Raw genomic sequence first — 26,532 nt, forward strand, 5'->3', positions numbered from 1 at the left:
GATGTCGGCCCTGTGGCGGATCAACCTCTGGGTCGGCGGATTTTTCGCCTTGGTCACCTTGGCGTGCATGGGCTTGCTGGTGCACCAGGCGCTGGCGGACGTGGAGCGTGAACTGCAATCCGCCGAAGCGGTGGTCGAGTACTTGAGCGAAACCGCCGAGCGTGACCCCGCCAGCCTGCAACCCCGGCTGACAGGCAGTTTGCGGCATGTACGGGTGCGCTGGCTGGAACCCGGCGAGGCGGCACGGCTGCCGGTTCAGGAAGGGGCCGACGCCTGGCTCGGGCGCTTGTTGTTTGCCCAAGCTCGACACAGCGCCCAGGTGCTGGATTTGCAGGATGGCCGGCGTGTCCAGATCGCGGTCGATCCGCGGGATGAAATCGACGAAGTCCGGGATTCCTTGCTACAGCTGCTGAGCCTCTGTGGGTTGGCGTTGCTGTTGAGTCTGTTGACCATCCGCTGGGCCGTGCGCCGGGGCATGGGCTTGCTCGATGAATTGTTGCGCGCGTTGCAACAGGTCTCCGGTGGGCAACTCAAGGTGCGATTGCGCGCTGAAGGTGTGCCGGAAGCGCGGCAACTGGCGGTGCACTTCAATCAGATGACCGCTGCGTTGGAGCAGGCTTGCGCCGACAAGACCCAACTGACTCAGGCGTTATTAGCGGTGCAGGAGCAGGAACGCACCCATCTGGCGCAGACCCTGCACGATGACCTCGGCCAATACCTGGCGGGCATTCGCGCCCAGGCCTGCCTGTTGCGACTGGTGGCCGATCAACCCGGGGTGGTGGAGCGCACGGTGCGGGAACTGGAGCACAACTGCGAACATTTGCAACAGGGTTTCCGGGCGCTGGTGCATGACCTCTATCCGGTGGTGTTGCAACACCTGCCGCTGGCCGAAGCCTTCGGTTTGCTGGTGGAGCAATGGCGGGGCCGGCAAGGCATCGATTGCCAGTTACGGGTCAGCGCGCAGCTCCCGCCGCTGTCCGCACCGAACAAAACCCATCTGTATCGTTTGTTGCAGGAAGCATTGACCAACATCGCCCGGCACGCCGAAGCCAGCCAGGTGCGGGTCCGCCTGCAATTCCACGGCGGCCGTTTGCGCTTGCTCATTCGGGATAACGGACGAGGCGCGCAACAGCCGCAGCGGCCGGGTGTCGGTTTGTATTCGATGTTCGAACGTGCGCGCAGCCTGGGCGGCGAGTTGCGAGTCATCAGTCACCCCGGCGCCGGTTGGGCGCTGACGTTGAGCATGCCTTGGGAGGTGTCATGAATATCCTGTTGGTCGATGACCATGCGGTGGTCCGTCAGGGCTATGCCAGTCTGTTGCGAGCGTTGTTGCCGGCAATGGAAGTCCGTGAAGCGGCGACGGGCGAGGAGGCGCTGACGCGGGTACACGAAGCCGTACCGAATCTGGTGATCATGGATTTTGGTCTGCCGGGGATCAGCGGTCTGGAAACCACCCGGCGATTGCGTCAGCGCTTGCCGCAACTGCGGGTGCTGTTTTTCAGCATGCACGATGAACTGCCGTTGGTGCGCCAGGCGCTCGACGCCGGGGCTTCGGGCTACCTGACCAAAAGCTCGGCACCCGAAGTGCTGATCGAGGCCGTGCAGCGCATCCTCGCCGGTCATGCCTACATTGAGCAGCCGCTGGCCACTCAGCTCGCGTGTCATCCGCAACAGGATGCCAGTGATCCGCGCTTGCAGAGCATGACTCAGCGTGAACTGGAGATTTTCGTGATGCTTGCCAAAGGTACTCCGGCGCGGGTGATTGCCGAGCAGCTGAGCATTAGCAGCAAGACTGTTTCCAATCACCTGACCTTGCTCAAGAGTAAGTTGCAGGTGACTTCCCATACCGAACTGGTGCATTTGGGGATTGATATGGGGGTTGTGCGGGTGGCGAGTTGACCCGATCCAAACCCTAATGCGAAGTCCCCTCGGCAAACTCAATCTTGTTCCCCACGTTGTACTTGCCCGAAGGCTTGTTCATCGGGATACGTTTGATCTCCTTGAGTGTGTTGCTGTCGTAGACGATCAGCGCACCGTCGGTGGCCCAGATGCTCAGCAGCAGGAAACGGCCATCGCGAGTGAACTCGACATGAGCGGCCGTTTTGCCCGGCATCGGACGCAGCGTGTGGGCAATCTCCAGCGTCTGTTTGTCGATCAAGTGAATCGCATCGTTGTCCGGCCCAAAGAACACATCGCTCCAGGCATACCGTGAATTGACGTGACTGCGCATGAAAAACCCCGGCCCCAGGGTCGGGATTTCCTTGATCAGTTTCCAGCTCTTGAAGTCGATGACCGAGATCAGCCCCTTGCTGATGTTCGGCGTGGCGAACACCCACTCACCGTTGCGTTTCCAATAAGTCCCCGAGCCCAAATGCGGCATCCCCGGCAGCGGGATGTCGGTGATCACCTTGCCGCTGTCGAGGTCGATCACCTGGCCGCCCTGGGCCTTGCGCGAGGTGGCCAGCAGCTGTTTGTAGTCCGGTGAAAAGGAGAAGTCGTCGAGAACGTCCCCGGCCGGGATCCGCCGTGGTTCGAAATCCGGTGTGCCGGCCCAGGACAGTTCCCAGACTTCTTTCACGTCCTTGAGCGCCACGATGAAACTGTCCCGCGGCGGGGCGGAGTAGACCGCGCTGACCCGTGACGCGGTGCCGTCCTGACCGATCGTGGGAATGGTTTTGACCAGCGACAGGTCACGGGCATCGAGCACCACCACATTCCCCGGCAGATAGTTGCCCACCAGCACCCAGCGTCCATCCTTGCTCACCGCCAGGTTGCGGGTATTGAGGCCGGCGCGGACTTCGGCGATCAACTTCAGGTTGTGCAGGTCATACAGGCTGATCCAGCCGTCACGGGAGGCGAAGTAGACGAAGCGGCCGTCCGGCGAAAACTTCGGCCCGCCATGCACGGCAAAGTGCGAAGCAAACCGCGCCAACACCTCGAAGCGGTCACCGTCGAGGATGTCGATGTGATGGTCGCCGGCTTCCACCACCACGAACAGGTTCAGCGGATCGGCGCCATGCTGGGGCGTAGTGGGCAATTTGCCGAGATCCGCGAGCATCGAGTGACTGCCGACAATGTCGTCATTGCTCCAGGTGGGCGGGGTGGCGGGTGGTTGCTGAAGGTAATCCACCAGCGCGTCGATCTGAGCGGGGCTGAACACGTTGGCATAACCAGCCATCTGGCTCGCAGGTCGGCCGTTCTGGATCACCCGACGAATTTCATCAGGCTTGATCCGGCTGAGACTCTCCGGCAACAACGCCGGCCCCGCACCGCCGAGACGGTTAGTGCCATGACAACTCTGGCAATGCTGCTGATAGTTATGCGCCGCGTGTTCAAGTGCCGGAACCGCTGCGCCGGCCTGGGCGGCACTGATCCATAACAGATGGGCAAGGAGGATTCGCCTCATATCGCCACCTTGGCCTGACGTTGCAGAGCTTGCGCCGGGTACAGCCGCGCCGGGTATTCGAGTTGTTCTGCGGCGAACAGATCGACCACGGTGCCAATCACCGTCAATGTCGGAATGCCCGGTGGACAATCCAGCGCCAGGGTCGGCAATTGGTGCAACTTGCCACGGGCGACGTGCTGGTCGGGCCGCGTGCCGTTGCTGATCAGCGCCGCCGGCGTGTCGGCTGACATCCCGGCTTCGATCAAGCGTTTAGCGATGATCCCCAGGTTCGACAAGCCCATGTAAAACACCAAGGTCTGGCTACTGTCGGCGAGGCTGTTCCAGGGCAACGACAACTCGCCATCGCGTTGCAAATGACCGGTGATGAATCGGCAGGAATTGACCAGGTCGCGGTGAGTCAAGGGTATGCCCGCGTAAGCGCTACAGCCGGAAGCGGCGGTAATGCCCGGCACCACCTGGCAATCAACACCGCGTTGCAGCAAGTACTCCAGCTCTTCGGCACCGCGACCGAAAATGAACGGGTCGCCGCCCTTGAGCCGGACCACGCGCTGCCCTTGATCGGCGAGGTCGGCCAGCAGTTCGTTGATCTGGTCCTGGGGCAGGCTGTGGCAGCCGCTGGCCTTGCCCACGTAATGGCGGGCGCAGGTCAGGGGGATCAAGGTCAGCAATTCGGGGCTGATCAGCCGGTCGTACACCACGGCGTCGGCCTGCATCAACAGGCTCCAGGCGCGCAGGGTGAGCAGGCGTGGATCGCCGGGGCCGGCGCCGACCAGGGCAACTTCGCCCGGTCGGAACGGGGACTCAAGTGTGGCCGGTATAGCAATCGATGGAGGCATGGGACGTCCTTGGTGCTTCATCAGGTTGGCCGGCCCCACCTTTGTCAGGTGGTTGGCCGGACGGGCTATTCAGTGGGTGATGCAAGGGATGGTCGTCACCGGCGGCACGCCGATTTCGTCATCGCTGAGGTGGCAGCCGGGGTCCTGGCCCCACAGATCTCCTTCGGCCCAGGCGCGTGTGCGGGTGTTGCCGTTGCAGATGGGCAACCAGCGGCATTGCGCGCAACGGCCACCGACGGCGCGGGGATGTTCGCGCAAGCGCAACAGCAGGGCATCCGGCTGATCCAGCCACAACGTGCGGAACGGCGTGCGCCGGACATTGCCCACCGAGTGCTGCCACCAGTAGGTGTCGGGGTGCACTTCGCCGGTGTTGTCGATGTTGGCGATGCCACTGCCGGAGGCGTTGCCACCCCAGGCGCGGAGCATGTTTTCCAGGCGTGGGTAATGCTCGGGCAAACGAAGGGCTGCCCATTGCAGCAGCAGAATGGCGTCGGCATCGTTGTTGCCGCTGACAAAATCGCTGTCGCGGCCCTGTTGGATGTCTTCCCAGGCCCGCTCAAAGATCAACGTCATGGCCTCGCGGCTCATCTGCTGGTGCGCGTCGAGTTTGCGACTGCGTTTGCCGCGACCGCTGTAGTTGAGGTGCGACAGATAAAACTTCTGCACGTCGTACTCGTTCATCAGCGCCAGCAGTTGCGGCAGCTGCGCATGGTTCTCCTGGGTCAGGGTGGTGCGCAGCCCGACGCGAATGCCTTGTTCGCGACAGAGCCGGATCGCCTGCATGGAACGGGCGAAGCTACCCTTGAGTTGGCGGAAGGCGTCATGGGTCGCTTCCAGGCCATCGATGCTGATCCCGACGTAGTCGAAATTCGCTGCGCTGACCTGCGCGATGTTGTGCTCATCGATCAGCGTGCCGTTGGTGGACAACGCCACAAAGAAACCCTTGGTCCGGGCGTAGGCGCTGAGCACAAACAGATCCTCGCGCAACAGCGGTTCGCCACCGGAAAGAATCAACACCTTGACGCCGGCATCGTGCAAGTCGTCGATCACGGTCAGCGCGGCGGGCGTATCCAGTTCGTCGCGAAAGACACTGTCGGCCGAGGTGGCGTAGCAGTGTTTGCAGGTCAGGTTGCAGCGCCTGAGCAAGTTCCAGATCACCACCGGCGCCCGATTGCTGCCCGGTGGACTGGTCCTGGGTGCAGACGCCTGGCCGGCTAACGCACGCAGGTATTGGCTGATCCTCAACATGCAACTCTCCTTGAGTCAGGTGTGTTCAGCGCGGATACCCGTAGCAGCTGTCGAGCTTGCGAGGCTGCGTTCGACTGCGCAGCAGTCGTAGAACCTGTGTGCGAGGTTTATCTGAAACACCGCACTGTCTGATTTCACGACTGCTGCGCAGCCGAACGCAGCCTCGCAGGCTCGGCAGCTGCTACAAGGTCTGTGTTGGACTGACTGGTGTTAAGCGCAAGCCGGTTTTCTTCAGGATGCGGCTGCTCACCAGCATTTCGTCGGCCGCACAAGCGTCACCCAGCAAGTGGCGCAGGTGCTCGCGGTAATTGTTGATTTCATCGCGGCTGCGGCCGTGAACCATGGCGAACAGGTTGTAGCGCCAGTCGGTTCGGCGTGGACGGCGATAGCAGTGGCTGACGAAGGGTTGCGCGCCGATCAGCGCGCCGAGGCGCGGCATGTCGGCATCGTGCACATCCCAGACCGTCATGCCGTTGTGGCGATAGCCGAGGCGGTAGTGATTGGGCACGGCGGCGATCCGCCGAATCGCGCCCTCGGCCTGCAAGCGCTTGAGCAGATCCAGGGTGGCGTCGATGTTCAGCCCCAACTGTTCGGCGAGCCACGCCCACGGGTCTTCCAGCAAAGGCAGACCCGCCTGGGTCAACACGATCAGGCGCTGGACGAGGGTGTCTTCAGGCCGGGAAATACAGACCGACATGGTAGGTCTCCTCTTTGGGCAGGTTGAGCAGCGGCAAGCCAGTCAGGGTTTCGATGTGGTTCAGGGTCTCGGTCAGGTCATGTTCAGTTGCGCAGGCGAGCACGAACCACATGTTCCAGGCGTGTTCGCGTCGGTAGTTGTGCGCCACTTCAGGCAGGTCATGCAGTTGCTCGGCGACCTCGTCGAAACGCTCTTCCGGCACCGCCAGGGCGGCGAGGGTGAAGGCGCCGCCCAGGCGTTCGATGTCGAACATCGGGCCAAAGCGCGTGAGCATTCCGTCATCGAGCAGGGTATGCAGTCGGCCGAGCAGTTCAGTGCTGCTGCTCTCCAGTTCCGCAGCCAATACCCGCCAAGGGTGGCGCACCAGCGGCAGGCCCAATTGCAAACGGTTGATCAGTCGACGGTCGAAGTCATCCATGGGAAGGTGCGCCTGTACGCGAGGGCGCAAAGCGGCCGCCGCACTGCTTGAAGACCTGGGTGCTGAACAGCAATTGATGGGGCAAATCGCTCAGCAAATTCTCTTCCAGTAACGCCTGAATTTGCGCCTCCACCTGATCACGTCTACGCCCGTGCACCATGCAAAACAGGTTGTACCGCCACTGCGGCAAACGCCGTGGCCGTTGATAGCAGAGGTTGATGCCGGGTGCTCTTCCCAGGCGCTGGCCGACTTCGTCGATCAGCGCATCGGGAACATCCAGCACCAGCATGGCGTTGGCGGTAAAGCCCAGCGCGCGATGGTGCAGCACCAGGCCGATACGGCGAAACAGCCCTTGCTCGCTCCACTGGCGCATTTGTTCGAGCACCTGGTTTTCGTCAGCGTTTATCCGTTCGCCGAGGGCCTGATACGGGCGCGCTACCAACGGCAGCCCGCCTTCAAGGTGTCGGCGCAGCGCCAGCGCTTGTTGGGGGCTCAATCCGGGCGTCATGACTTTTCTCCCAGGGCAAAACCGAGGTCGATGCGGTAAGCGGTCAACATCGGCAGGTCCAGCGGCATGAGGCCGGTGTCGTCCTCCAGTTCCTTGAGCACACGGTCGATGTGTTGGCGATCAGGGGCGGTCAGCACAAACCACAGGTTGTAGAAATGCTCCCGTGCGTAGTTGTGATTGACCTCCGGGTACTGACTGACGCGATCGGCCACCTGTTGCAGGCGGTCGGCGGGCACGGCGAGGGCGGCGAGGGTGCTGGCCCCGGCGCGGCTGTGCTCGAACACCGGGCCGATGCGTGAGAGGGTGCCGGCCTGATCCATTTCTTCCAGGCAGGCCATCACTTGGGATTCGCGACAACCGAGAATCTGCGCCATCTCCTTGTACGGTGACGGGCACAGCGGCATGCCGTGCTGGAAGCGCTCGATGAGTTGGCGGCTGAGCCGTTCAAGGTTCATTTCAATACCCCATTTTCTGCGCGCGACTGCTGAAGAAGATGCCGCTCGGCGCGGAGGCTGGCAGGGTGCTCAGCAGCTTCAGGCGGTACGGATCCCAGACTTGAACCTGATTGCCGTCGCGTAACGACAGCCACAACTGGTCGCCGCGTGCGGTGAATTCCATGTGCAGCACCGCCGGTCCCGGCTTCAGATCTGCGACCACGGCATGGGTTTCGGTGTCGATGACCTGCACCCGATCGTTGTCCGGGTAGGCGAAATTGACCCACAGCTGCCGACCGTCCGGGCGCGAGGTGACGAATATCGGTTGGCCGGCGACCGGAATGACCGCGGTCTGCTGCCAGGTGCGTGAATCCATCACCAACACCTGATGCTGGCCAACGGCGGGCACAAAGGCCTGGTTATCGGCGACAGCCCAGCCTTCCAGGTGCGGCATCTTGTAGACCGGGAGTTTCACCTGGCCGCGTCCGTAGTCGCCGAGTACCCGCTGCACACCGCGCTCTGGATGCCAGAGGTCGAGTTGGGCCATGCCGTCTTCACCGAACAGCCCGGCCATGTAATAGCGGCCATCCGGGGTGATCAGGGCGTCGTAGGGTTGCGAGCCAATACCGGTGAAACGGCTGATCTGCGGTGTGCTGCCCTGACTGAAATCGGCGGTCCAGATTTCGCCGGTATCGAACAGGCTGAACACAAAACGTTGCCCCGGCGCGTCGACCAGGCCGACCACCCGCGAGCGCTTGCTGCCATCGGCCAGGGCCGTGGCCGGAATATCGGCCACCAGTTGCAGGGTGTCGGCATTGAACACCTTGACCCCGCCGGGCACGTAGTTCGACACCGCGATCAACTTGCCGTCCTGACTGATGGCGCCGCCAATGCTGTTGCCGCCTTGAATGACTCGGTGGTCGATACGTTGGGCCAGCAAATCGATTTTGCTTAACCCGCCGTCGCGCCCGAACACATAGGCGTAGCGCTGGTCACGGGAGAACACCACCGAGGCATGGGACAGGTCGCCGAAACCCTCGAGTCGGGCCAGCGTGGTGCGGGTGTCGCTTTCGATGATTTGCACGCTACCGCTGGCGCGCTCCACCACCACGCCCAAGTCGCCGGAGCCACGCAACGGTGGTTGAACGCAAGCGGACAACAACAGCCCGGTCGCCGCTGACAGCAGGATTGAACGGATCATGGTGCGGGATTTCCCTGGAGAAGAAGATCGACCAGCCAACGGATGTCATCGGGGCTGAGCAACGGTGCCCAACCGGGCATCGCCGTGCCGGGCCGGCCATGGGTGACGGTGGCAATCAGGCTGTCCCGTGACTTGCCGGCCAGCGCTGGGCGCGTCAGTTCGGGGCCCAGCCCGCCGGTCAGGTGCAGCCCATGGCAGGCGCCGCAGTCCTGGGTCAGCAGGTGTTCGAGTTGTGCCTGACGCTGGGCGTCCGGCGCCGCAACCGCGGTTGCGCAAATGAGGAGGAGGGCCGCCAGAATCACAGCGTGTCGATAAACCATCAGACGCCCTCCAGGCGGTTATTTGAGTGTCAGTACCCAGGTTGCGAGAATTTTTGCTTCTTCATCCGTTACCGGGTTGGCCGGCATTGGCATCGGGCCCCAATTGCCTTGCGTGCCGTTCTTGATGTGGCTGGCCAGGGTGTCCACGGCCCCGGGTACACCAGCGTTCTTGGCCGCCACTTCCTTGAGGGCCGGGCCGACAATCTTGGTGTCGATGGAGTGGCAGGCTGCGCAGGGTTTGCTCTTGAACAGCTCCTGCGCGTCTTGGGCCATGGCCGGCTGCACACTCAGCGCAGCGGTCAGGGCGAACAGTGAAAACAGAGTATTTTTCATGGTGTTTCCTTGCATTGATGGAGCTCAATAGATGTCGTGTTGGGTGTTGTAGACATTGAACTTGCCGGTGGGTGTGATCAGTCGTTTGTCCTTTATGACTGATTTGAGCTTCAGTGTTTTGTCGTCGATCACTACCAGCGCCGATTCCTCTGCCTGACCGCTCCACACGGAGAACCAGACTTCATCGCCAGCCTTGTTGTATTCCGGCTGCACCACGCGCATGGCGCCTTGCTTGATGCCGGCGTATTCGGCGATGGGCAGCACGGTGTAGCCCGCGTCGAGCTTGTCGAGGTTGAACACCGCCACCGACTGGCTGAGCTTGGCGTCCGGGTTGAGGGTGGTGTCGACGTACAGGTGGCGAGACTTGGGATGGGTCTTGATAAACAGCGATCCGCCGCCCTGGCCCTTGAGTGAGCCGACCTGTTTCCAGGCGTATTGCGGGTGTTTGGTCGGGTCGGTGCCGATCAGCGAGATGCCGTCATCCCCCAGGTGGCTGGTGGCCCAGACCGGGCCGTAGGTCGGGTGGTTGAAGTTGGCGCCGCGACCCGGGTGAGGGGTTTTGCCGACGTCCACCAGCGCGGTCAACTTGCGCTCCTTGGAGTCGATTACGGCAACCTTGTTGGAGTTGTTGGCGGCGGTCATGAAGTAGCGGTGCGTGCTGTCCCAGCCACCGTCATGCAGGAAAGGCGCGGCGTCGATGTAGGTGACGGTGAGGTTTTTGATGTCCTGGTAATTGACCAGCATGACCTTGCCGGTTTCCTTGACGTTGACGATGAACTCCGGCCATTCGTGGGAGGCGATGATCGCCGCGACCCGGGGTTCGGGGTGGTACTCCTGCTTGTCGACGGTCATGCCGCGGGTCGAAACGATCTGTTTCGGCTCCAGGGTTTCGCCGTCCATGATGGTGAATTGCGGCGGCCAGTAAGAACCGGCGATGGTGTATTTGTCTTCGTAGCCCTTGAACTTCGAGGTCTCGACCGAGCGCGCCTCGATGCCCACTTTGACTTCGGCGACCTTGGTCGGCTCCAGCGGCCACAGGTCGATCATGTCGATCCGCGCGTCTCGACCAATCACCAGCAGATAGCGACCCGAGGCAGAGATCCGCGAGATGTGCACCGCGTAACCGGTCTCGATCAGCTTGACGATCTTCTTGCTGTCCCCATCGATTAGGGCGATCTTGCCGTCATCGCGCAACGTCACCGAAAACAGGTTCGGCAGGTTGAGTTTGCTCAGCTGCTTTTTCGGGCGGTCCTCGGGTTTGACCAGTACCTTCCAGGTTTTCAGCGTCTCGGCCATGCCCCATTCCGGCGGCGTCGGCGGCGCGTGCTGAATGAACTTGGCCATTGACGTGATCTGATCCTTGGTCAGCGCATTGGACGTCCCCCAGTTCGGCATGCCCGCTGGCGAGCCGTAGGTAATCAAGGCCTCCAGGAACGGTTGCCCGCGAGACTGGGTGATGTCTTGCGTCAGTGGTTTTCCCGTCGCCCCTTTGCGCAGCACGCCGTGGCAGCCTGCGCAACGCTGGAAGTAGATTTCCTTGGACGAGTCGAACTCGGCCTGGCTCATGTCGGGAGCACCCGCGGTTTTGACCATGGGCGGGGCGGCCGCGGCGGCGGGCTCTTCAGCGCTGGCGGCATGGCTCACCGCCAGGGCCAGTGACGAACACAATGTGACGAGGGTCAGGGCAAACGTTTTTCTATTGCTGATCAGCATTCCATTTCTCCTCAGGCAAGACCTTTGCGATGTGCTGAAACGGCAGCGCAGAACGCAGGTTCTTAGTGCCGTGCAAGGCTATGCCCGAGCAGGCCAATGTCCGCTTGACGACGATCAAGTTTGCCGGCCATCTCACTTGCCAGGTTGTCGCAGGGGCCCGTAGCGTGTTCCTTGAATCCGCTTTTGGAACAGACAGCCCATGGACCGTACCCCGTCTTGCGAACACCCGACCGAACCCTTCTACCAACCGCTGAATAATGAGGAGGCGCTGTTCGAACAAGCCTGGCGACACGGCATGCCGGTGCTGATCAAAGGCCCGACGGGCTGCGGCAAGACCCGTTTCGTCCAGCACATGGCCCATCGGCTGAAACTGCCGCTGTACACCGTGGCGTGCCATGACGATCTGAGCGCGGCCGACCTGATCGGCCGTCACCTGATCGGTGCCCAGGGCACCTGGTGGCAGGACGGACCGCTGACCCGGGCGGTGCGTGAAGGCGGCATCTGTTACCTCGACGAAGTGGTCGAGGCGCGCCAGGACACCGTGGTCGTACTGCATCCACTGGCTGATGATCGTCGGGAGTTGTTCCTGGAACGCACCGGCGAAGTGCTGAAGGCGCCGCCCTCCTTCATGCTCGTGGTGTCTTACAACCCCGGCTACCAGAACCTGCTCAAAGGCATGAAGCCCAGCACTCGGCAACGTTTCGTGGCGATGCGCTTTGGCTATCCGCCGGTGGCCGATGAGGAACGCATCGTGGCCCGGGAAGCACAGGTGGACAGCGCGCTGGCGGCGCAAGTGGTGCGGCTGGGGCAGGCACTGCGCCGGCTCGATCAGCATGATCTGGAGGAGGTCGCCTCAACGCGGCTGCTGATTTTTACCGCGCGCATGATCGGCTCCGGCATGAGCCCGCGTGAGGCCTGCATGGCATGCCTGGCCGAGCCACTGAGCGATGATCCGCTGACCGTTGCCGCGCTGATGGACGTGGTTGATGTCCACTTCGGTTGAGTCCGCGGGCGTCTCGCGTCGCCACTTGCCGGGTGATCTGGCGATGTGGTTTTTCATTCTGGCCGAGCTGTCGGTGTTCGCCATCCTGATCCTGGTGTTCACCGTGACCCAGGCGCTCAAGCCGCAGATGTTCAGTGAAAGCCGCCTGTTGCTGAACACCTCAACCGGCTTGGCGATGACCCTGAGCCTGCTCACCGCGGGCCTGTTCGCTGCACTGGCGCAGGAGCAGGTCAGGCGCTCGCGGCCTCGTCATGGCACGGTTTTCCTGCTGATGGCGTTGCTCGTTGCCAGTGTCTACGTGGGGTTGAAACTCACCGAATATCGGCACTTGCTCGCCTCGGGGCTGGGCATGGAGCACAACACCTTTTTCACGCTCTACTGGATCCTCACCGGGTTTCATTTTCTCCACGTAGTACTCGGCATGGTCATTCTCGGATGGCTGGCCGAGCGCTGTCGCCGTGGCCTGTACGACGCCGACAATCGCAGCGGGTTTGAATCCGGCGTGTTGTATTGGCACATGGTCGATCTGATCTGGGTGGTGCTGTTTCCGCTGGTCTACGTGTTGAGTTGACGAGGTTCTCATGTCTGTTTCCAGGGTTTTGCTCGTCTGTTGGGCGGCGCTCGCGACGTTAAGCGTATGCACCGTAGTGCTGGCCCAGGCCGGGGCGACGTGGTTGCTGTCGATTGCGATTTTGCTGGTGGCGGTCGGCAAGGCGTGGCTGATCACCGATGGCTTCATGGAGATGCGCCACGCGCCGCGACTGTGGCGGCGCTTGATGTTGAGCTGGGCGCTGGTGTTGGCAACGGTGGTAGGCCTGACGCTTATCTTGTTCCGTTAAACGATCCCTGTAGCAGCTGGCGAAGCCTGCGTTCGGCTGCGCAGCAGTCGTAAATCCTGCCACCTCGGTCAATCTGATACACCGCAGTGCCTGATTTTACGACTGCTGCGCAGCCGAACGCAGGCTTCGCCAGCTGCTACAAGGACCGAGTTTGGCTCAGGTGTAATACCCGACCGAAACCATCTGCCTTTCTTGATCGCCATCAAGCAGGTTTCAACCCTTCGCTTCCTATGATGGACGGGCCTAGCAAAGAGGAAGCGACCATGTCAGACACCTTTACCAAAGGCATGGCCAGGAACATCTACTTCGGGGGAAGCATCTTCTTCTTCCTGATATTCCTGGCTTTGACCTATCACACGGAACAGACCTTTCCAGAGCGCAGCAATGAGGCGTTGTTAACCGAATCAGTCGAGCGCGGCAAATTGGTCTGGGAGCAAAACAATTGCATCGGCTGCCACACGCTGTTGGGCGAGGGCGCCTATTTCGCGCCTGAGCTGGGCAACGTGTTCCAGCGGCGCGGCGGAGAGGCGGGCTTCAAACCCTTCTTGCATGCCTGGATGAAAATGCAGCCACTGGGCGTACCGGGCCGACGCGCGATGCCGCAGTTCAAGTTGAGTGACCAGGAGGTGGATGACATCGCCGAGTTCCTCAAATGGAGCTCGAAAATCAACACCAATGGCTGGCCGCCAAACAAGGAGGGCTAAGACATGAGCATTGCTAATCCGCATCTGAAATTCGCCTCGCAATCCGTGGCCAAACCGTACTTCGTGTTTGCCCTGATGCTGTTCCTCGGTCAGATACTGTTCGGTTTGATCATGGGCCTGCAATACGTGATCGGCGACTTTCTGTTCCCGATCATCCCCTTCAACGTGGCGCGGATGGTGCACACCAACCTGCTGATCGTCTGGATATTGTTCGGCTTCATGGGGGCGGCCTACTACCTGATTCCGGAAGAGGCCGACCGCGAACTGCACAGTCCGAAGCTGGCGATCATCCTGTTCTGGGTATTCGCCGCCGCAGGTGTGCTGACGATCCTCGGTTACCTGCTGGTGCCTTATGCCGGCCTGGCCAAATTGACCCACAACGAACTGCTGCCGACCATGGGGCGAGAGTTCCTGGAACAGCCGACCATTTCCAAAATGGGCATCGTGGTGGTCTGCCTGGGCTTTCTCTACAACATCGGCATGACCTTGCTCAAAGGGCGCAAGACCACCGTCAGCATGGTCATGATGACCGGGCTGATCGGTCTCGCGGTGTTCTTCCTGTTCTCCTTCTACAACCCCGGCAACCTCGCCCGTGACAAGTTCTACTGGTGGTGGGTGGTGCATCTTTGGGTAGAAGGCGTGTGGGAACTGATCATGGGTTCGATGCTCGCTTTCGTCCTGATCAAGATCACCGGCGTGGACCGAGAGGTCGTTGAGAAATGGCTCTACGTGATCATCGCCATGGCGCTGATAACGGGGATTATCGGTACCGGTCACCACTTCTTCTGGATCGGTGCGCCTGAGGTCTGGTTGTGGGTGGGGTCAATCTTCTCGGCACTCGAGCCGCTACCGTTCCTGGCGATGGTGATATTCGCCTTCAGCATGGTCAAGAACCGTCGTCGAGACCACCCGAACCGCGCCGCCACGCTGTGGGCCAAGGGCACCACGGTCACCGCGTTCTTCGGCGCTGGCGTCTGGGGGTTCCTGCATACCCTGGCACCGGTCAACTACTACACCCATGGTTCGCAGTTGACGGCGGCTCACGGTCACCTGGCCTTCTACGGTGCTTACGCGATGATCGTGATGACCTTGATCAGCTACGCCATGCCGAAACTGCGCGGGCTCGGTGAGGCAGCGGACGAGCGTTCGCAGCAACTCGAGATCTGGGGTTTCTGGTTGATGACCCTATCGATGGTGATGATCACGCTGTTGCTCACCGCAGCCGGTGTCGTGCAGATCTATCTGCAACGCTGGCCGGTAGATGGCGTCGCGTTACCGTTCATGGCCACTGTCGATCATCTGCAAGTGCTGTTCTGGGCTCGTCTTGGCGCCGGTCTCGGGTTCTTCGCAGGGCTGATCTGCTACCTGTTCAGCTTCAAGCGTCGGGTGCCAGTGGGGATCACTGCCACTGCCGCCTCCGCTGTTCGTTCGTGAGCCAATAACACCCTGAAGGAGGACGGCCCGGCTGGTACAGCGGGCCGTTTCACATTGGTTTCAGAGGAAAAAAACCATGGCCTTTACCGTCGAACTGGAAGAGTGGGTCGGCAGTGTCTGGCATCGCTTTATCACCCGTCGCGCCAGCCCGGACTTTCCCGAGGCCCGGGTCGAACTGATCCACCAGCAGCGGCCGCTGGCGTTGTTGTTTCGCGCCATGGGTGGGGCCAGTGGCGTCGGCGTGGAAGCCGCCAGCGAACGTGATCTGCTGTTGCGGCGCAACGTGCTGCAGCAGATCGCCGGCACCTGCAAGCAAGTGCCCCTGGCGTGGTGCGACGAGGCCAATCTGCGTCTGCCGTCGAGCCTGGCAGTGTTTCCTGAAGTCGCACTGAACGAGGAGCTCTATCGCTGGCTCGCGTTGCTGGCGGCCCAGGCCGGGCAGATGCGTCATTGGGGGCGGGACAATCAACGCTGGACGCAACAGCTGTTGCGGCGCTATCCCGCGTTGCGTGCCCGGTATAAACGTCTAGTCGATGCGCACCTGCAATTGCGCCCGGATCCGGCAACTTTAAGTACCGGCGAAGCGGCGTTGGAACGAGCGTTATGCCAGGCGCTACGCGAGCCGGGCAGTGTCGAACATTTTCCCCGCAGCGAACGGGCCGCATGGCCGCTGCCGCTGTGGCTGTACCCGCCGCAGAACCTCGCCAGCCCGCAGGCGGCCGACCTCGGTGACGAGTCGGAAGAATCCCTGACGACCCCACCCGGTGAGCAGAAAGGCGCAAGCAAACGCGCCAAGCGGATCGATGAAGGCAACCGCGATGGCGGATTGTTGATCGTGCGCCTGGAGAACCTGTTCAGTTGGACCGAACACGTGGACCTGGATCGCTGGACAGACGACAGCGAAAACCCGGACGCCGCCAGAGTCGCCGAAGACCTTGACGAGTTGAGCCTGTCGCGCACCCGTCTGCGCAAGGGCGGCGGCCTCAAGCTGCACCTGGATTTGCCGCCGGCCGATGTCGACGATATTCCCCTGGGCGAGGGCATCAAGTTGCCGGAGTGGGACTACCGCAAACAGCAGCTGCAGGACGCTTTCGTCAATCTGCAAATGATGGTGCCCCGGGACTGTGAGGCGCAGCCACTGCCGCCACGGCTGAAGGCCCCGGCACACCGTTTGCGCCGCCAGTTCGAGCACCTGCGCAATGACCGCCAATGGTTACGCCAGCAGCCTCAGGGCTCTGAGTTGGACATGCAGGCCTGGCTGGATTTTCACGTTGAACGCGAGCATGGCCAGTGTGCGGAGCGAGGTCTGTTCATGGAACAACGGCAGACACGCCGCGACCTGGCGTGCCTGTTGCTGGCCGATGTGTCGATGTCCACCGACGCGCACTTGAACGATGAGCATCGGGTGATCGATGTGATCCGCGACAGTTTGCTGCTGTTCGGCGAAACCCTGTCGGTGCTGGGTGATGATTTCGCCCTGTACGGGTTTTCCTCGCTGCGCCGCCATCAAGTGCGCATGCAGGAACTCAAGTCCTTCACCCAACGTTATGACGACAATACCCGTGGTCGTATTCAAGGGCTCAAACCGGGGTATTACACCCGCATGGGCGCCGCCATCCGCCACGCCACCCAACTGCTGGGCAAGAGCAAACGCCGCAGCAAACTGTTGCTGCTGCTCACGGATGGCAAACCGAATGATCTGGATTTGTATGAGGGTCGCTACGGCGTTGAAGACACCCGCGAAGCGGTGCTGCAAGCGCGGCGCCAGGGGTTGACGCCGTTCTGTATCACGATTGACCGCGAGGCCGGGGACTACCTGCCGTACATGTTCGGCGCCAATGGCTACACCTTGATCCGCCAGCCCGAGCAATTGCCCCTGCGCTTGCCGCAGTTGTATCGGCAGCTGACCCAGCCGTGATCGACACGGTCCCTAGTCACCTACGCCCTTGTAGCAGCAGCCTCGCAGGCTCGGCAGCTGCTACAGGGAAATGTGTGGGGATCAGATGCTGCGTGGCAGCCAGAAAAACATGACCACGCAGAAGATCGTCAGGCCGATGCAGAACCACGTGAACCGGCGCAGCCGGCGTTCCCCTGCCTGTGCCGCCAATGCCGGCAGGGGCATGCCGCATTGGCTGCACTCGGTTTCTTGCGCGGGGTGGGTGTGCTGGCAATACAAACAGACGGGCATGGCATTCACTCGAACTGTTCCAGGCGCAGACGATCGAGAATGGCGATCTGGCGGCCGTCCTGGGTGATGATGTTTTCATCGATCAGGCGACGGATGATCCGCGAAAAGGTTTCCGGCTGGATCGACAGATGCCCGGCAATCAGTTGCTTGGCCATCGGCAGTTCGAATTGGCTGTCGACGGTTTGCTGGCGCACCAGTTGCGTCAGCAGATAACGCACGACCCGGTGGGTGGCGTTTTTCAGGGACAGGGTTTCGATTTCGTTGACCCGTTGATGCAGGCGAACGCAGAGCTTGCCGAGCAGCGCAAAGGTCAGCCGGCTGTTGCTCTGCAGCAGGCGCATGTAGGTGCTGTTGGATAACCGATAGAGCTGAGTCGGGCAGATCGCTTCGGCCGAGGCCACATAGTTCGGGGTGTCCATCAGCATCATCGCCTCGGCGAAGGTTTGCCGATCGCTGATGACCTCAAACACTTTCTCCTGCCCATCCGGTGTCAGGCGGTAGATTTTCACCGCGCCGGCAATCACGAAATAGAACGAGTCGGCCGGCTCGCCCTGGCGGAACAACGGTTCGCCCTTGTCGATGCTCAGCAGGTGGCTGGTACTCATCAGTTCATCCAGCTGTTCTTCGTTCAACGGCTCGAACAAGTGGTGACTGCGCAGAATCTGGTGATGGACGCGATGAAGCACCATAAGAATTCATCCTGAAGGTTGAGAAGGGGGTGGCGATCAAGTCAAACGAGGCCCAGCGAGACGCCGCTGGCCAACGCCAGGACCGAGGTCAACACCACGAACCAGGCCAGTGGCTGGATGACTTTTTTCATGACGACTCCTGGGGATTCGAGAGGGATCAAGGTTTTTTGATTGCTGAAAGCCTGAGCAAGACGCGGGCCATGCCTGGAGACCCCTTGTTTATTAGGGTTGTCAGAAAGGAGGGTAAAAACGACCACGAGGTTAATGGTTTAAATAACCCTTAAATGGTCATTTTTACCCTGATCCGAAACACCTGTGGCGAGGGGGCTTGTCGGACCGCCGCACCACCCCGTTCGGCTGCGTAGCAGTCGTAATACCGGCTGAAGCGTTCTATCTGACGCACCGCGGATACCGGTTTTGGGAGTGCTTCGCACTCCAACGGGGGCAAGCCCCCTCGCCACAGTGGGTTGAGTTGGGATCCGGGGCACGCCCTTTGCACACTTGATCTGTGACAAAGGCAATGGATCGCTAATACCCGATCATTGCTCCCGGACTTACCTCGACGCGTGCGGGTTGGCGTCAGGTCAGCAGCAAGGTAAAGGAGTGGCTTTATGCAAGTGCTTGACCGCCGTAAAGCGATGGCCATCGCGCCGCTGTTACGTTTGGCCTTTCGGCCATTTTTCCTCGCCGGCTGCCTGCTGGCAGTGCTGGCCATTCCACTCTGGCTGGCCGCCTTCAGCGGTTCGATTGCCGACTGGCAGCCGGCGGGTGGCTGGCTGGGCTGGCATCGACACGAACTGCTGTTCGGATTCGGCTTGGCAATCATCGCGGGTTTTCTGCTGACGGCCGTGCAGACCTGGACCGGTCGTCCCGGCCTCAGCGGGCGACCCCTGGCCGCGCTGGCGTTGCTGTGGTTATTGGCGCGCGTGGCCTGGCTGGTCAATGCTCCGTGGCCGGTGCTCGCCGTGCTGGAATTGGCGTTCCCACTGGCGGTGGCGGCGCTCATGGGCTTCACCTTGTGGAAGGTGCGGCAGAAACGTAACTACCCGATTGCGGTGGTGCTGTTGTTGTTAGCGGCGGCCGACGGGTTGTCCCTTTACGGCCTGGTCGAAGGTCATGAAGCCTGGCAGCGTCAAGGCGTGCTGACCGGCCTCTGGTTGGTGGCGGCGATGATGGGCTTGATCGGCGGGCGCGTCATTCCGTTCTTTATCCAGCGCGGTCTCGGCAAGGTCGATGGCGTGACCCCTTGGCCGTGGCTGGATTGGCTGCTGTTGATTGGCTCACCGCTGGTGGCGTTGCTATATGCCGCCGGACCTGCGCTTGACCCCAATCTCTGGGTCGGCCTGTTGTTCGCCATGTTGGCCGCCGGGCATCTGGTGCGCCTGGTTCGCTGGCATGATCGGGCCCTCTGGCACGTGCCGCTGCTGTGGTCGTTGTACCTGGCTTATGCCTGGTTGGCAGCGGCCTGTCTTGGAATGGCGCTGTGGCATTTCGGTGTGCCGATCAATCCGAGTCTGGCGGTGCATTGCCTGACCATCGGCGCCATGGGCGGCCTGGTGCTGGCGATGATCGCGCGGGTCAGCCTGGGCCACACCGGTCGTGCGCTGGAGCCGCCGTCGGGCATGACCCTGGCGTTCATTCTGCTCAATCTGGCCTGTCTGAGCCGGGTGGTGTTGATCCTGTTCTTTCCCCTGCCTGCGTTGTGGCTGGCCGGTGTGTGTTGGGCGCTGGCGTTTGCGCTGTACGCCTGGCGCTATGGGCCGATGCTGCTGCGGGCCCGTGTCGACGGTCATCCGGGCTAAGCAAGTCAACTGATGGAGGCTGCCAGTGTTATATCCCTTTTTACTGGTCACCCACTTGCTGGCAGCGATTGCCTTCATCGGCACGCTGTTTTTTGAGGTGGTGATCTGGCACCGCGCTCGCCAGCAGTTGGCGGATACCGCGCTAACCACGGCGGATCAAGCGATTGCAGTGCGTTCGCGCAAGGTGCTGCATGGCGTGGTGTTGCTGTTGTATGGCGCCGGCATCAGCCTGGCGTGGCAACACCGCGGCGTATTGAGTCAGCCGCTGGCGAGCAGTTTTGGCACGTTGCTGAGTCTGAAAATCATCCTGGCCCTGAGCATCATCGGCCATTACTTCCTGCTGGCGTACTGGCTGAAAAGCGCACGACTGACCACGACCCGCGCGAGCTGGATTCGCCGCAGCATCCTCGGGCACATGGTGTTGATCGTGATCCTGGCCAAGGCGATGTTCTATTGGCACGGTTGATCGCGCTGGAGAACCCGTAATTCCGAGGTGACGCTATTCGCGAGCAGGCTCGCTCCCACATTGGAATTCCATCCCCTGTGGGAGCGAGCCTGCTCGCGAAAGCGGTGTCACTGGTTGCCGATCAATGGCGGGGTTTGAGGGCATTAACAAACAACACGTTGTTCTCCAGATGGATGTGTTGCATCAGGTCATCCCGAAACTCCAGCAGCCCACGATACAGAGCGCGCCAGGTGTTACAGGCATCGGCCGGCGGGGTGATGTTGTTGGTCAGCGCGAGCAGCTTTTCGAGGGCTTCGCCATGTTGATCATGTTCAAAACGCAGGACCTGGATCGGTGGTGCTGCTTGAGGGCCGATGCCCTGTTGCAGCATCGGGAACAGCACTTGTTCTTCCTTGAGCATGTGGCCTTCGAGTTCTTGTTGCATGTCAGTCAGCAGATCGGCCAGGCCATTGGGGCAGCTGCTGCGCGCACCATGGACCTGCTCGACACGACGGGCCAGGCGGATCAGTTCCGGCAGTTGCTCGCGATGGCGGGCGTGGTAGCGCGCCAGCAGGTGGGCGATCAACAGCTCTGATGGTTCGCTGCGCCAGTCGTGTTGGGTTTCGCCGGTGTCTTGCAGCCGGTTCAGCGCATCGGCGATCAGCGCCGGGTCGAGGTCTTTGCCCGCGGCCGCTTCACGCAGGCTTTTATGCCCGCCGCAGCAGAAGTCCAGTTTGAAGGTGTGGAAAATCCGCGTGGCGCCGGGAATATCGCAAGCCAGTTGGCCGAGGCTTTGTTCCAGTAGGGTCAGGCTCATCAGGGGGTTCCTTGTTTGGATTTCAACGGTTCCCCAGGCTCATTGCACCCGGCATGCCATCTTTAACGTATTGAAAAATAGAGATTTATTTTTAGTTGTGGTGATAGACACCCGGACGCTTTAGGGTGAATCCAACCATAGAGGGTAATAACTACCATGCTGCGAGAAAGCCTGGCGGCCGACCTGATTGTCGAGTTGCCCAATGCTGTGCGGTTGCAACGACTGGTCCAGACCCTGCGCGAGTACTTCAACAGTGGCGCCGTGGGATTGCTGCGTCTGGACGACGACAGCCTCAGGCCGGTGGCGACGGTGGGGCTGGTGCATGAAGCGTTGGGCCGTCGGTTCGTCATCGCCCAGCATCCGCGGCTGGCGGCGATCATGGCGTCGCGCGAACCCACCTGGTTCGAGCCCGATAGCCGTCTGCCGGACCCCTATGACGGCTTGCTCGACCATCACGCCGGCGAACCGATGCCCGTGCACGATTGCATGGGCGTGAGCCTGTACGTGGAGGGGCGGATCTGGGGCGCGATCACCCTCGATGCGCTGCACGCCGGGACTTTCGACAGTCGTGCGCGGGAAGAACTCAAGCGCTGCACCTTGCAGATCGAAGCCGCCGTGCGAGTTACCCGGCTCGAGCAGGAAAACCGCAGCCTGCGCTTGTCCCGCAGCGATATTCAAGACGTGCGGCGGCCGGCTGATGAAGGCGAAATCCTCGGGCAAAGTGAAGTGCTGCATCAGTTGCTCAATGAACTGGACGTGCTGGCCGACTCCGAATTGCCGGTGTTGCTGCTGGGCGAGACCGGCGTCGGCAAAGAGCTGTTCGCAAGGCGCTTGCATCGTCTGTCGCGTCGCAGTCACAAGCCGCTGGTACAGGTCAACTGCGCGGCGTTGCCGGAGTCTCTGGCAGAGAGTGAATTGTTCGGCCATGTCAAAGGCGCGTTTTCCGGTGCCACCAGTGACCGTGCCGGACGTTTCGATGCGGCCAACGGTGGCACGCTGTTTCTCGATGAAGTCGGCGAATTGCCATTGGCCGTGCAAGCGAAGCTGCTGCGCACCCTGCAGAACGGCGAGATCCAGCGCCTCGGCGCCGACAAGCCGTTGCATGTCGATGTGCGCATCATCGCCGCGACCAACCGGCACCTGCCGGACAGCATCCGCGACGGCTTGTTTCGGGCCGATCTGTATCACCGGCTCTCGGTGTACCCGGTGCCGATTCCACCGCTGCGCGAGCGCGGTAACGATGTATTGATGCTGGCCGGGCATTTCCTTGAACTCAATCGGGCGCGGCTCGGTTTGCGCGGTTTGCGTCTGTCGCCGGCGGCCGAGCGAGCGCTGCTGACGTACACCTGGCCGGGCAACGTGCGTGAGCTGGAGCATGTGATCAGCCGGGCCGCGTTGAAGCAGCTCAGTCGCGGCACCAGTCGCACGTTGATCATGACCCTGGAGCCCGAGATTCTGGACCTCGACAGTGCCGTGGGCGGGCAGGGTGCGGTCGTCGAAAATCCACTGGACGTCACGGCTGATGAGCCGTTCCAGCCTCTTGGTGAAGCGGTCGACGATTACCAGCGCAAGAAAATTCTCCAGGCCTTGAGCCTGTCCGGGGAAAACTGGGCCAGCGCCGCGCGGATTCTGGAAGTCGATCCCAGCAACCTGCACAAACTGGCTCGGCGTCTGCGTCTCAAATAAGGTTGATGGTGGTCAAGGTGGTCTTGCGCTGTGCATTGCACACTGGGCAGAACCTTTTTGGAGATCACCGTCATGCCCCTTTCCCTGGCACAGATGCGTCGCAACTACACCCTTTTTGGCCTGCAAGACGAGTCGGCGCTGGACGACCCGATGGCGATGTTCCGGCAATGGCTGCAACTGGCCCGCGACACCGAGCGCGCGCCTGTCGAAGCCAACAGCATGGTGTTGGCGACGGTCGACAGTGAAGGGCGCCCGCACTGCCGGGTCCTGCTGCTCAAGGGCTTGAGCGATGAAGGCTTCACCTTTTTCGGCAATTACCAGAGCGACAAGGGCCAGCAACTGGCTGCCAACCCGCATGCGGCGATGACCTTTTTCTGGCCGGGGCTGGAGCGTCAGGTGCGTATCGAAGGCCAGGTCTCCAGGCTCGACCCAATGCTGTCGGATGCGTACTTCGATTCCCGCTCGCAGGACAGTCGCCTGGGCGCCTGGGCTTCGCCGCAAAGCCGGCCTTTGGCCAATCGGGCCGAGCTCGAATCGCTGTTGCTCCAAACCATCCAGCGCTTTGCCGGCAAGACCGTGCCGCGGCCCGAACATTGGGGCGGCTACTGCTTGCGCCCTGAGCGTCTGGAATTCTGGCAGGGCCGTGCCGACCGCTTGCATGACCGCCTCGATTACCGGTTGCGCGATGGTGTTTGGCAGCGCAACCGACTGGCGCCCTGATAGCGATGGGAGACAGTGTGGGAGCGAGCCTGCTCGCGATAGCGGTGTGTCAGTCACCATTGATGTTGCCTGACACACCGCTATCGCGAGCAGGCTCGCTCCCACAGGTTTTTGTGTGCCCGACACATTCTGCTTATGTCCCTGTCGAGGTACCTCCTTGGAGGAATAGGCTCACCGGGGATTCCGGTTCAGGCTTTGTCCCATACCCTCATTCACGGGAAGGCTTGGATATGGCCCATCTGGCGCAACGCACGTTTGAACCCCTGAACATTGCCGTGCTGACCATCAGCGATACGCGCACCTTTGACACCGACACCTCGGGGCAGACCCTGACGGATTTGCTGCAAACGGCCGGGCATGTATTGATCGACCGTGACCTGGTCAAGGACGACATTTATCAGATTCGCGCCAAGGTCTCTCACTGGATCGCCGACCCCAAGGTTCAAGTGATACTGATGACCGGCGGCACCGGTTTCACCGCGCGCGACAACACACCGCAAGCGGTCTTGCCGTTGCTGGACAAACACGTGGAAGGCTTCGGTGAACTGTTTCGTCAGGTGTCCCTGGCGGAAATCGGCATGTCCAGTCTGCAGTCACGGGCGCTGGCCGGGATGAGCAACGGCGTGCTGGTGTGCTGCGTTCCGGGTTCGCCCGGCGCGTGTCGAACTGCCTGGAACCAGATCCTGCTCGAACAATTGGACAGCCGCACCGGCCCGTGCAATTTCGCCCCGCATTTGAAGCCGCAAGCGCAACGGGTGATCGACGCCTGCGAGCCACGCTCATGACTGGCCGGGTGTGCGACCTCGGCCACCTTATGCCGGTGGACGAGGCCATCAACCGTCTGCTGGAGCAGGCACCGCCGCCGCCCCTGGCGCAAAAGATCGGTCTGGATCAAGCCTTGGGTCGGGTGCTGGCGGCGGACATTCATTCCCCCGTCAACCTGCCGGCCTGGGACAACAGCGCCATGGACGGTTACGCCCTCAGGGCCGCTGACCTGCCACCGGACGGCGGCTATTTGGCGATTGGCGGACGAATTGCGGCGGGCGATCAGGCGAAATCCCCCTTGCTCGCACAGCAGGCGGTACAGATTTTCACCGGCGCGCCATTACCGCCGGGTGCCGACACGGTGGTGCCGCAGGAGCGCTGCCGGATCGATGGCGAGCGCGTCTGGTTCCCGTCCGTAAGCGTTGGCGATCACGTGCGCAAGGAAGGGGAGGAGGTTCGCCGGGGAGACCTGTTGCTCCAGGCCGGTAAACGCCTGCGCGCGCAAGAAGTGGGGTTACTGGCCGGCGCGGGCATTGCGCGGGTCGAGGTTTATCGACCGTTGCAGGTGTGCTTGCTCAGCAGTGGCAATGAATTGCGTGAGCCCGGCGACTCATTGGCGCCGGGGCAGATTTACAACAGCAACCGCTACTGTCTCGCGGCGTTGTTGAGCGGCTGGGGTGTCGAGGTACATGACTATGGCGTCATGGCCGATGAGTTGGCGGCCAGCCGGCATGCCTTGAGCCTGGCGTCCTCGGAATGCGACTTGTTGTTGAGTTCCGGCGGCGTCTCGGTCGGTGAGGAAGATCACCTCAAGCAGGCCATCGAGGAACTCGGCAGCCTGGATTTCTGGCGGCTGGCGATTCAGCCGGGCAAACCGCTGGCCTTCGGCGAAGTGGCCGGCAAACCCTGGATCGGCATGCCGGGCAATCCTTCGGCGGCGCTGATTACCGCGTTGGTGGTGGTGCGGCCGTTCCTGCTCAGGGCCCAGGGCGTGAAAGACGTGTTGCCGCTGCCAATGGCCGTGCCCGCCGGGTTCGACTGGTTGCAGCGCAACAAGCGTCGGCAGTACCTGCGGGCTCGACTGACGCCGGGTGCTGACGGCCAGTTGCGCGTGGAGCTCCACCCTCAGCAAAGTTCGGCGATGTTGAGCGCCGCGTGTTGGGCCGATGGGCTGGCGGTGATCGAGTGCGAGCAGCAAGTGCTCAAGCACGACAACGTGATGTTCCTGTCCTTCGCCGACCTGATGCATTGATCGCAATTGATTGCCGTCAAGGCCGCGCCTGCCGGTCTCGCTAGACTGGCAGCGCGTTTTTCCATGAGGATCACCCATGCAACTGGTCTGCCCGGCAGGGAACCTGCCTGCGCTAAAAGCGGCGGTGCGCGAAGGCGCCGATGCCGTGTATGTCGGTTTTCGCGATGACACCAATGCCCGGCACTTCGCGGGGCTGAACATGGACGACAAACAGTTCGACGCGGCGGTCGCCCACATCCGCCAGCATCAACGCAAACTCTACGTCGCGGTCAACACCTACCCGCAACCCAAGGGCTGGGAACGCTGGCAACGGGCGGTCGATCGCGCCGCCGATTTCGGTGTGGATGCGTTGATCGCCGCCGACCCCGGAGTACTCAACTACGCCAGCCAGCGCCATCCGCAACTGGCGCTGCACCTGTCAGTCCAGGGTTCGGCGACCCATGCTGCGGCGCTGGAATTTTACGCGCAACGCTACGGCATTCGACGTGCGGTGCTGCCGCGGGTGTTGTCCTTGGCGCAAGTGCGCCAGGTCGCCGCGAGCAGCCCGGTGCCCATCGAAGTGTTTGGCTTCGGCAGCTTGTGCATCATGGCCGAAGGGCGTTGCCATCTGTCGTCCTACATCACCGGCGAGTCGCCGAACCTCTGCGGCGTCTGCTCACCGGCCAAAGCGGTGCGCTGGAGCGACGACGCCGAAGGCTTGAGCGCGCGGCTCAGTGAAGTGCTGATCGACCGTTACACCCCCGAAGAACCCGCCGGTTACCCGACTCTGTGCAAGGGCCGTTTCCTGGTCGGCGGCAAACGCTTTCATGCGCTGGAAGAACCTACCAGCCTCGACACCCTGGACTTGCTGCCGGAATTGACGGCCATCGGCGTCGAGGCGGTCAAAATCGAAGGCCGGCAACGCAGCCCGGCCTATGTCGAACAAGTCACCCGCGTCTGGCGTGCGGCACTGGATGCCCATCGTGGCTCGCCGGGCAGTTTTCGGGTCAAGGAGGAATGGCGCAAGGTACTGGCCGGTTTGTCCGAAGGCAGCCAGACCACCCTGGGTGCTTATCATCGATCATGGCAATGAGG

General features: G+C 61.7%; 29 protein-coding genes. 15 read left to right on the forward strand and 14 right to left on the reverse strand.

The genetic code is table 11. From position 1 onward, the window contains the following. Position 1 precedes the first annotated feature (1 nt). Complete coding sequence (locus BLW70_RS17625; RefSeq protein WP_074876030.1) at positions 2-1,264, forward strand: HAMP domain-containing sensor histidine kinase; 1,263 nt, start codon at positions 2-4, stop codon at positions 1,262-1,264. Continuing rightward, positions 1,261-1,899 carry a response regulator gene (locus BLW70_RS17630; protein WP_074876031.1) on the forward strand — a complete coding sequence of 213 codons (639 nt, stop codon included), beginning with the start codon at positions 1,261-1,263 and terminating at the stop codon, positions 1,897-1,899. Before BLW70_RS17625 ends, BLW70_RS17630 begins: the two co-directional genes overlap by 4 nt. Before the next feature lie 13 nt (positions 1,900-1,912). Here the strand turns inward: BLW70_RS17630 and BLW70_RS17635 are convergent, their stop codons facing one another. From BLW70_RS17635 to BLW70_RS17685, 11 genes are all read right to left on the reverse strand, one after another. Then, on the reverse strand, positions 1,913-3,406 hold the full coding sequence (locus BLW70_RS17635; protein WP_074876033.1) for a nitrite reductase: 1,494 nt from the start codon (positions 3,404-3,406) through the stop codon (positions 1,913-1,915). Then, positions 3,403-4,242, reverse strand: a complete 840-nt coding sequence (cobA, locus tag BLW70_RS17640; protein ID WP_074876035.1) for a uroporphyrinogen-III C-methyltransferase — start codon at positions 4,240-4,242, stop codon at positions 3,403-3,405. Before cobA ends, BLW70_RS17635 begins: the two co-directional genes overlap by 4 nt. 69 nt (positions 4,243-4,311) lie before the next feature. Continuing rightward, positions 4,312-5,490, reverse strand: coding sequence for a heme d1 biosynthesis radical SAM protein NirJ (gene nirJ, locus BLW70_RS17645; RefSeq protein WP_074876037.1), 1,179 nt, complete (start codon positions 5,488-5,490; stop codon positions 4,312-4,314). A 181-nt stretch (positions 5,491-5,671) separates the two neighbouring features. Continuing rightward, positions 5,672-6,187 (reverse strand): siroheme decarboxylase subunit beta, encoded by a 516-nt coding sequence (ahbB, locus tag BLW70_RS17650; RefSeq protein ID WP_074876039.1) that lies wholly within the window; start codon positions 6,185-6,187, stop codon positions 5,672-5,674. After that, a complete protein-coding gene (locus BLW70_RS17655; protein ID WP_074876041.1) occupies positions 6,162-6,605 on the reverse strand; it encodes an Lrp/AsnC family transcriptional regulator in 444 nt (147 codons plus the stop codon). Before BLW70_RS17655 ends, ahbB (BLW70_RS17650) begins: the two co-directional genes overlap by 26 nt. Continuing rightward, the gene (gene ahbB / locus BLW70_RS17660; protein ID WP_074876043.1) at positions 6,598-7,113 is read right to left on the reverse strand and encodes a siroheme decarboxylase subunit beta; all 516 of its coding nucleotides are present in this window, start codon (positions 7,111-7,113) and stop codon (positions 6,598-6,600) included. The genes BLW70_RS17655 and ahbB (BLW70_RS17660) overlap by 8 nt, the downstream gene beginning before the upstream one ends. Next, positions 7,110-7,568, reverse strand: a complete 459-nt coding sequence (locus BLW70_RS17665) for an Lrp/AsnC family transcriptional regulator (protein WP_074876045.1) — start codon at positions 7,566-7,568, stop codon at positions 7,110-7,112. The genes ahbB (BLW70_RS17660) and BLW70_RS17665 overlap by 4 nt, the downstream gene beginning before the upstream one ends. Before the next feature lies 1 nt (position 7,569). Beyond that, positions 7,570-8,748: a cytochrome D1 domain-containing protein gene (locus BLW70_RS17670; protein WP_074876047.1), complete on the reverse strand. Its 1,179-nt coding sequence runs from the start codon at positions 8,746-8,748 to the stop codon at positions 7,570-7,572. Then, positions 8,745-9,068 carry a c-type cytochrome gene (locus BLW70_RS17675; protein ID WP_074876049.1) on the reverse strand — a complete coding sequence of 108 codons (324 nt, stop codon included), beginning with the start codon at positions 9,066-9,068 and terminating at the stop codon, positions 8,745-8,747. Before BLW70_RS17675 ends, BLW70_RS17670 begins: the two co-directional genes overlap by 4 nt. Positions 9,069-9,086: 18 nt before the next feature. Further along, a complete protein-coding gene (locus BLW70_RS17680) occupies positions 9,087-9,401 on the reverse strand; it encodes a c-type cytochrome (RefSeq protein ID WP_074876051.1) in 315 nt (104 codons plus the stop codon). Between the two features lie 24 nt (positions 9,402-9,425). After that, positions 9,426-11,114 (reverse strand): nitrite reductase, encoded by a 1,689-nt coding sequence (locus BLW70_RS17685; RefSeq protein ID WP_074876053.1) that lies wholly within the window; start codon positions 11,112-11,114, stop codon positions 9,426-9,428. 199 nt (positions 11,115-11,313) lie between these two features. On the opposite strand from BLW70_RS17685, the gene BLW70_RS17690 reads away from it, so the two are divergent. From BLW70_RS17690 to BLW70_RS17715, 6 genes are all read left to right on the forward strand, one after another. Further along, positions 11,314-12,117, forward strand: a complete 804-nt coding sequence (locus BLW70_RS17690) for a CbbQ/NirQ/NorQ/GpvN family protein (protein WP_074876054.1) — start codon at positions 11,314-11,316, stop codon at positions 12,115-12,117. Then, positions 12,101-12,688 carry a cytochrome c oxidase subunit 3 family protein gene (locus BLW70_RS17695; protein WP_074876056.1) on the forward strand — a complete coding sequence of 196 codons (588 nt, stop codon included), beginning with the start codon at positions 12,101-12,103 and terminating at the stop codon, positions 12,686-12,688. The genes BLW70_RS17690 and BLW70_RS17695 overlap by 17 nt, the downstream gene beginning before the upstream one ends. Positions 12,689-12,698: 10 nt before the next feature. Then, complete coding sequence (locus tag BLW70_RS17700; protein ID WP_074876058.1) at positions 12,699-12,956, forward strand: cytochrome C oxidase subunit IV family protein; 258 nt, start codon at positions 12,699-12,701, stop codon at positions 12,954-12,956. A gap of 263 nt (positions 12,957-13,219) precedes the next feature. Then, complete coding sequence (locus BLW70_RS17705; protein WP_008156283.1) at positions 13,220-13,660, forward strand: c-type cytochrome; 441 nt, start codon at positions 13,220-13,222, stop codon at positions 13,658-13,660. 3 nt (positions 13,661-13,663) lie between these two features. After that, positions 13,664-15,094 carry a cbb3-type cytochrome c oxidase subunit I gene (locus BLW70_RS17710; protein WP_074876059.1) on the forward strand — a complete coding sequence of 477 codons (1,431 nt, stop codon included), beginning with the start codon at positions 13,664-13,666 and terminating at the stop codon, positions 15,092-15,094. 76 nt (positions 15,095-15,170) lie between these two features. Next, positions 15,171-17,012, forward strand: coding sequence for a nitric oxide reductase activation protein NorD (locus BLW70_RS17715; protein WP_074876061.1), 1,842 nt, complete (start codon positions 15,171-15,173; stop codon positions 17,010-17,012). Between the two features lie 81 nt (positions 17,013-17,093). Here the strand turns inward: BLW70_RS17715 and BLW70_RS17720 are convergent, their stop codons facing one another. Both BLW70_RS17720 and BLW70_RS17725 read right to left on the reverse strand, forming a co-directional pair. After that, the gene (locus tag BLW70_RS17720; protein ID WP_074880642.1) at positions 17,094-17,282 is read right to left on the reverse strand and encodes a protein DnrP; all 189 of its coding nucleotides are present in this window, start codon (positions 17,280-17,282) and stop codon (positions 17,094-17,096) included. Positions 17,283-17,287: 5 nt separating this feature from the next. Continuing rightward, positions 17,288-17,971: a Crp/Fnr family transcriptional regulator gene (locus BLW70_RS17725; RefSeq protein WP_074876063.1), complete on the reverse strand. Its 684-nt coding sequence runs from the start codon at positions 17,969-17,971 to the stop codon at positions 17,288-17,290. Positions 17,972-18,582: 611 nt separating this feature from the next. Between BLW70_RS17725 and BLW70_RS17730 the strand changes: the two genes are divergently transcribed. Together BLW70_RS17730 and BLW70_RS17735 are read left to right on the forward strand one after the other, a co-directional pair. Further along, positions 18,583-19,773: an NnrS family protein gene (locus BLW70_RS17730; RefSeq protein WP_074876065.1), complete on the forward strand. Its 1,191-nt coding sequence runs from the start codon at positions 18,583-18,585 to the stop codon at positions 19,771-19,773. 25 nt (positions 19,774-19,798) lie between these two features. Beyond that, positions 19,799-20,239, forward strand: coding sequence for a CopD family copper resistance protein (locus BLW70_RS17735; RefSeq protein ID WP_074876066.1), 441 nt, complete (start codon positions 19,799-19,801; stop codon positions 20,237-20,239). 121 nt (positions 20,240-20,360) lie between these two features. On the opposite strand, the gene ytfE is transcribed toward BLW70_RS17735, so the two are convergent. Continuing rightward, on the reverse strand, positions 20,361-21,035 hold the full coding sequence (gene ytfE / locus BLW70_RS17740) for an iron-sulfur cluster repair protein YtfE (RefSeq protein WP_074876068.1): 675 nt from the start codon (positions 21,033-21,035) through the stop codon (positions 20,361-20,363). A gap of 156 nt (positions 21,036-21,191) precedes the next feature. Between ytfE and norR the strand changes: the two genes are divergently transcribed. The 5 genes from norR (at position 21,192) to ubiU (ending at position 26,530) form a co-directional block, all read left to right on the forward strand. Next, positions 21,192-22,721 carry a nitric oxide reductase transcriptional regulator NorR gene (gene norR / locus BLW70_RS17745; RefSeq protein ID WP_074876070.1) on the forward strand — a complete coding sequence of 510 codons (1,530 nt, stop codon included), beginning with the start codon at positions 21,192-21,194 and terminating at the stop codon, positions 22,719-22,721. A 72-nt stretch (positions 22,722-22,793) separates the two neighbouring features. Then, positions 22,794-23,441: a pyridoxamine 5'-phosphate oxidase gene (gene pdxH, locus BLW70_RS17750; RefSeq protein WP_074876072.1), complete on the forward strand. Its 648-nt coding sequence runs from the start codon at positions 22,794-22,796 to the stop codon at positions 23,439-23,441. 230 nt (positions 23,442-23,671) lie between these two features. Beyond that, on the forward strand, positions 23,672-24,226 hold the full coding sequence (moaB, locus tag BLW70_RS17755) for a molybdenum cofactor biosynthesis protein B (protein ID WP_074876074.1): 555 nt from the start codon (positions 23,672-23,674) through the stop codon (positions 24,224-24,226). Next, the gene (locus BLW70_RS17760; protein ID WP_074876076.1) at positions 24,223-25,458 is read left to right on the forward strand and encodes a molybdopterin molybdotransferase MoeA; all 1,236 of its coding nucleotides are present in this window, start codon (positions 24,223-24,225) and stop codon (positions 25,456-25,458) included. The genes moaB and BLW70_RS17760 overlap by 4 nt, the downstream gene beginning before the upstream one ends. Positions 25,459-25,534: 76 nt before the next feature. Next, positions 25,535-26,530 carry a ubiquinone anaerobic biosynthesis protein UbiU gene (gene ubiU / locus BLW70_RS17765; RefSeq protein WP_074876078.1) on the forward strand — a complete coding sequence of 332 codons (996 nt, stop codon included), beginning with the start codon at positions 25,535-25,537 and terminating at the stop codon, positions 26,528-26,530. Positions 26,531-26,532 lie beyond the last annotated feature (2 nt).

Source organism: Pseudomonas frederiksbergensis, from assembly GCF_900105495.1.
Taxonomy (GTDB): domain Bacteria; phylum Pseudomonadota; class Gammaproteobacteria; order Pseudomonadales; family Pseudomonadaceae; genus Aquipseudomonas; species Aquipseudomonas frederiksbergensis.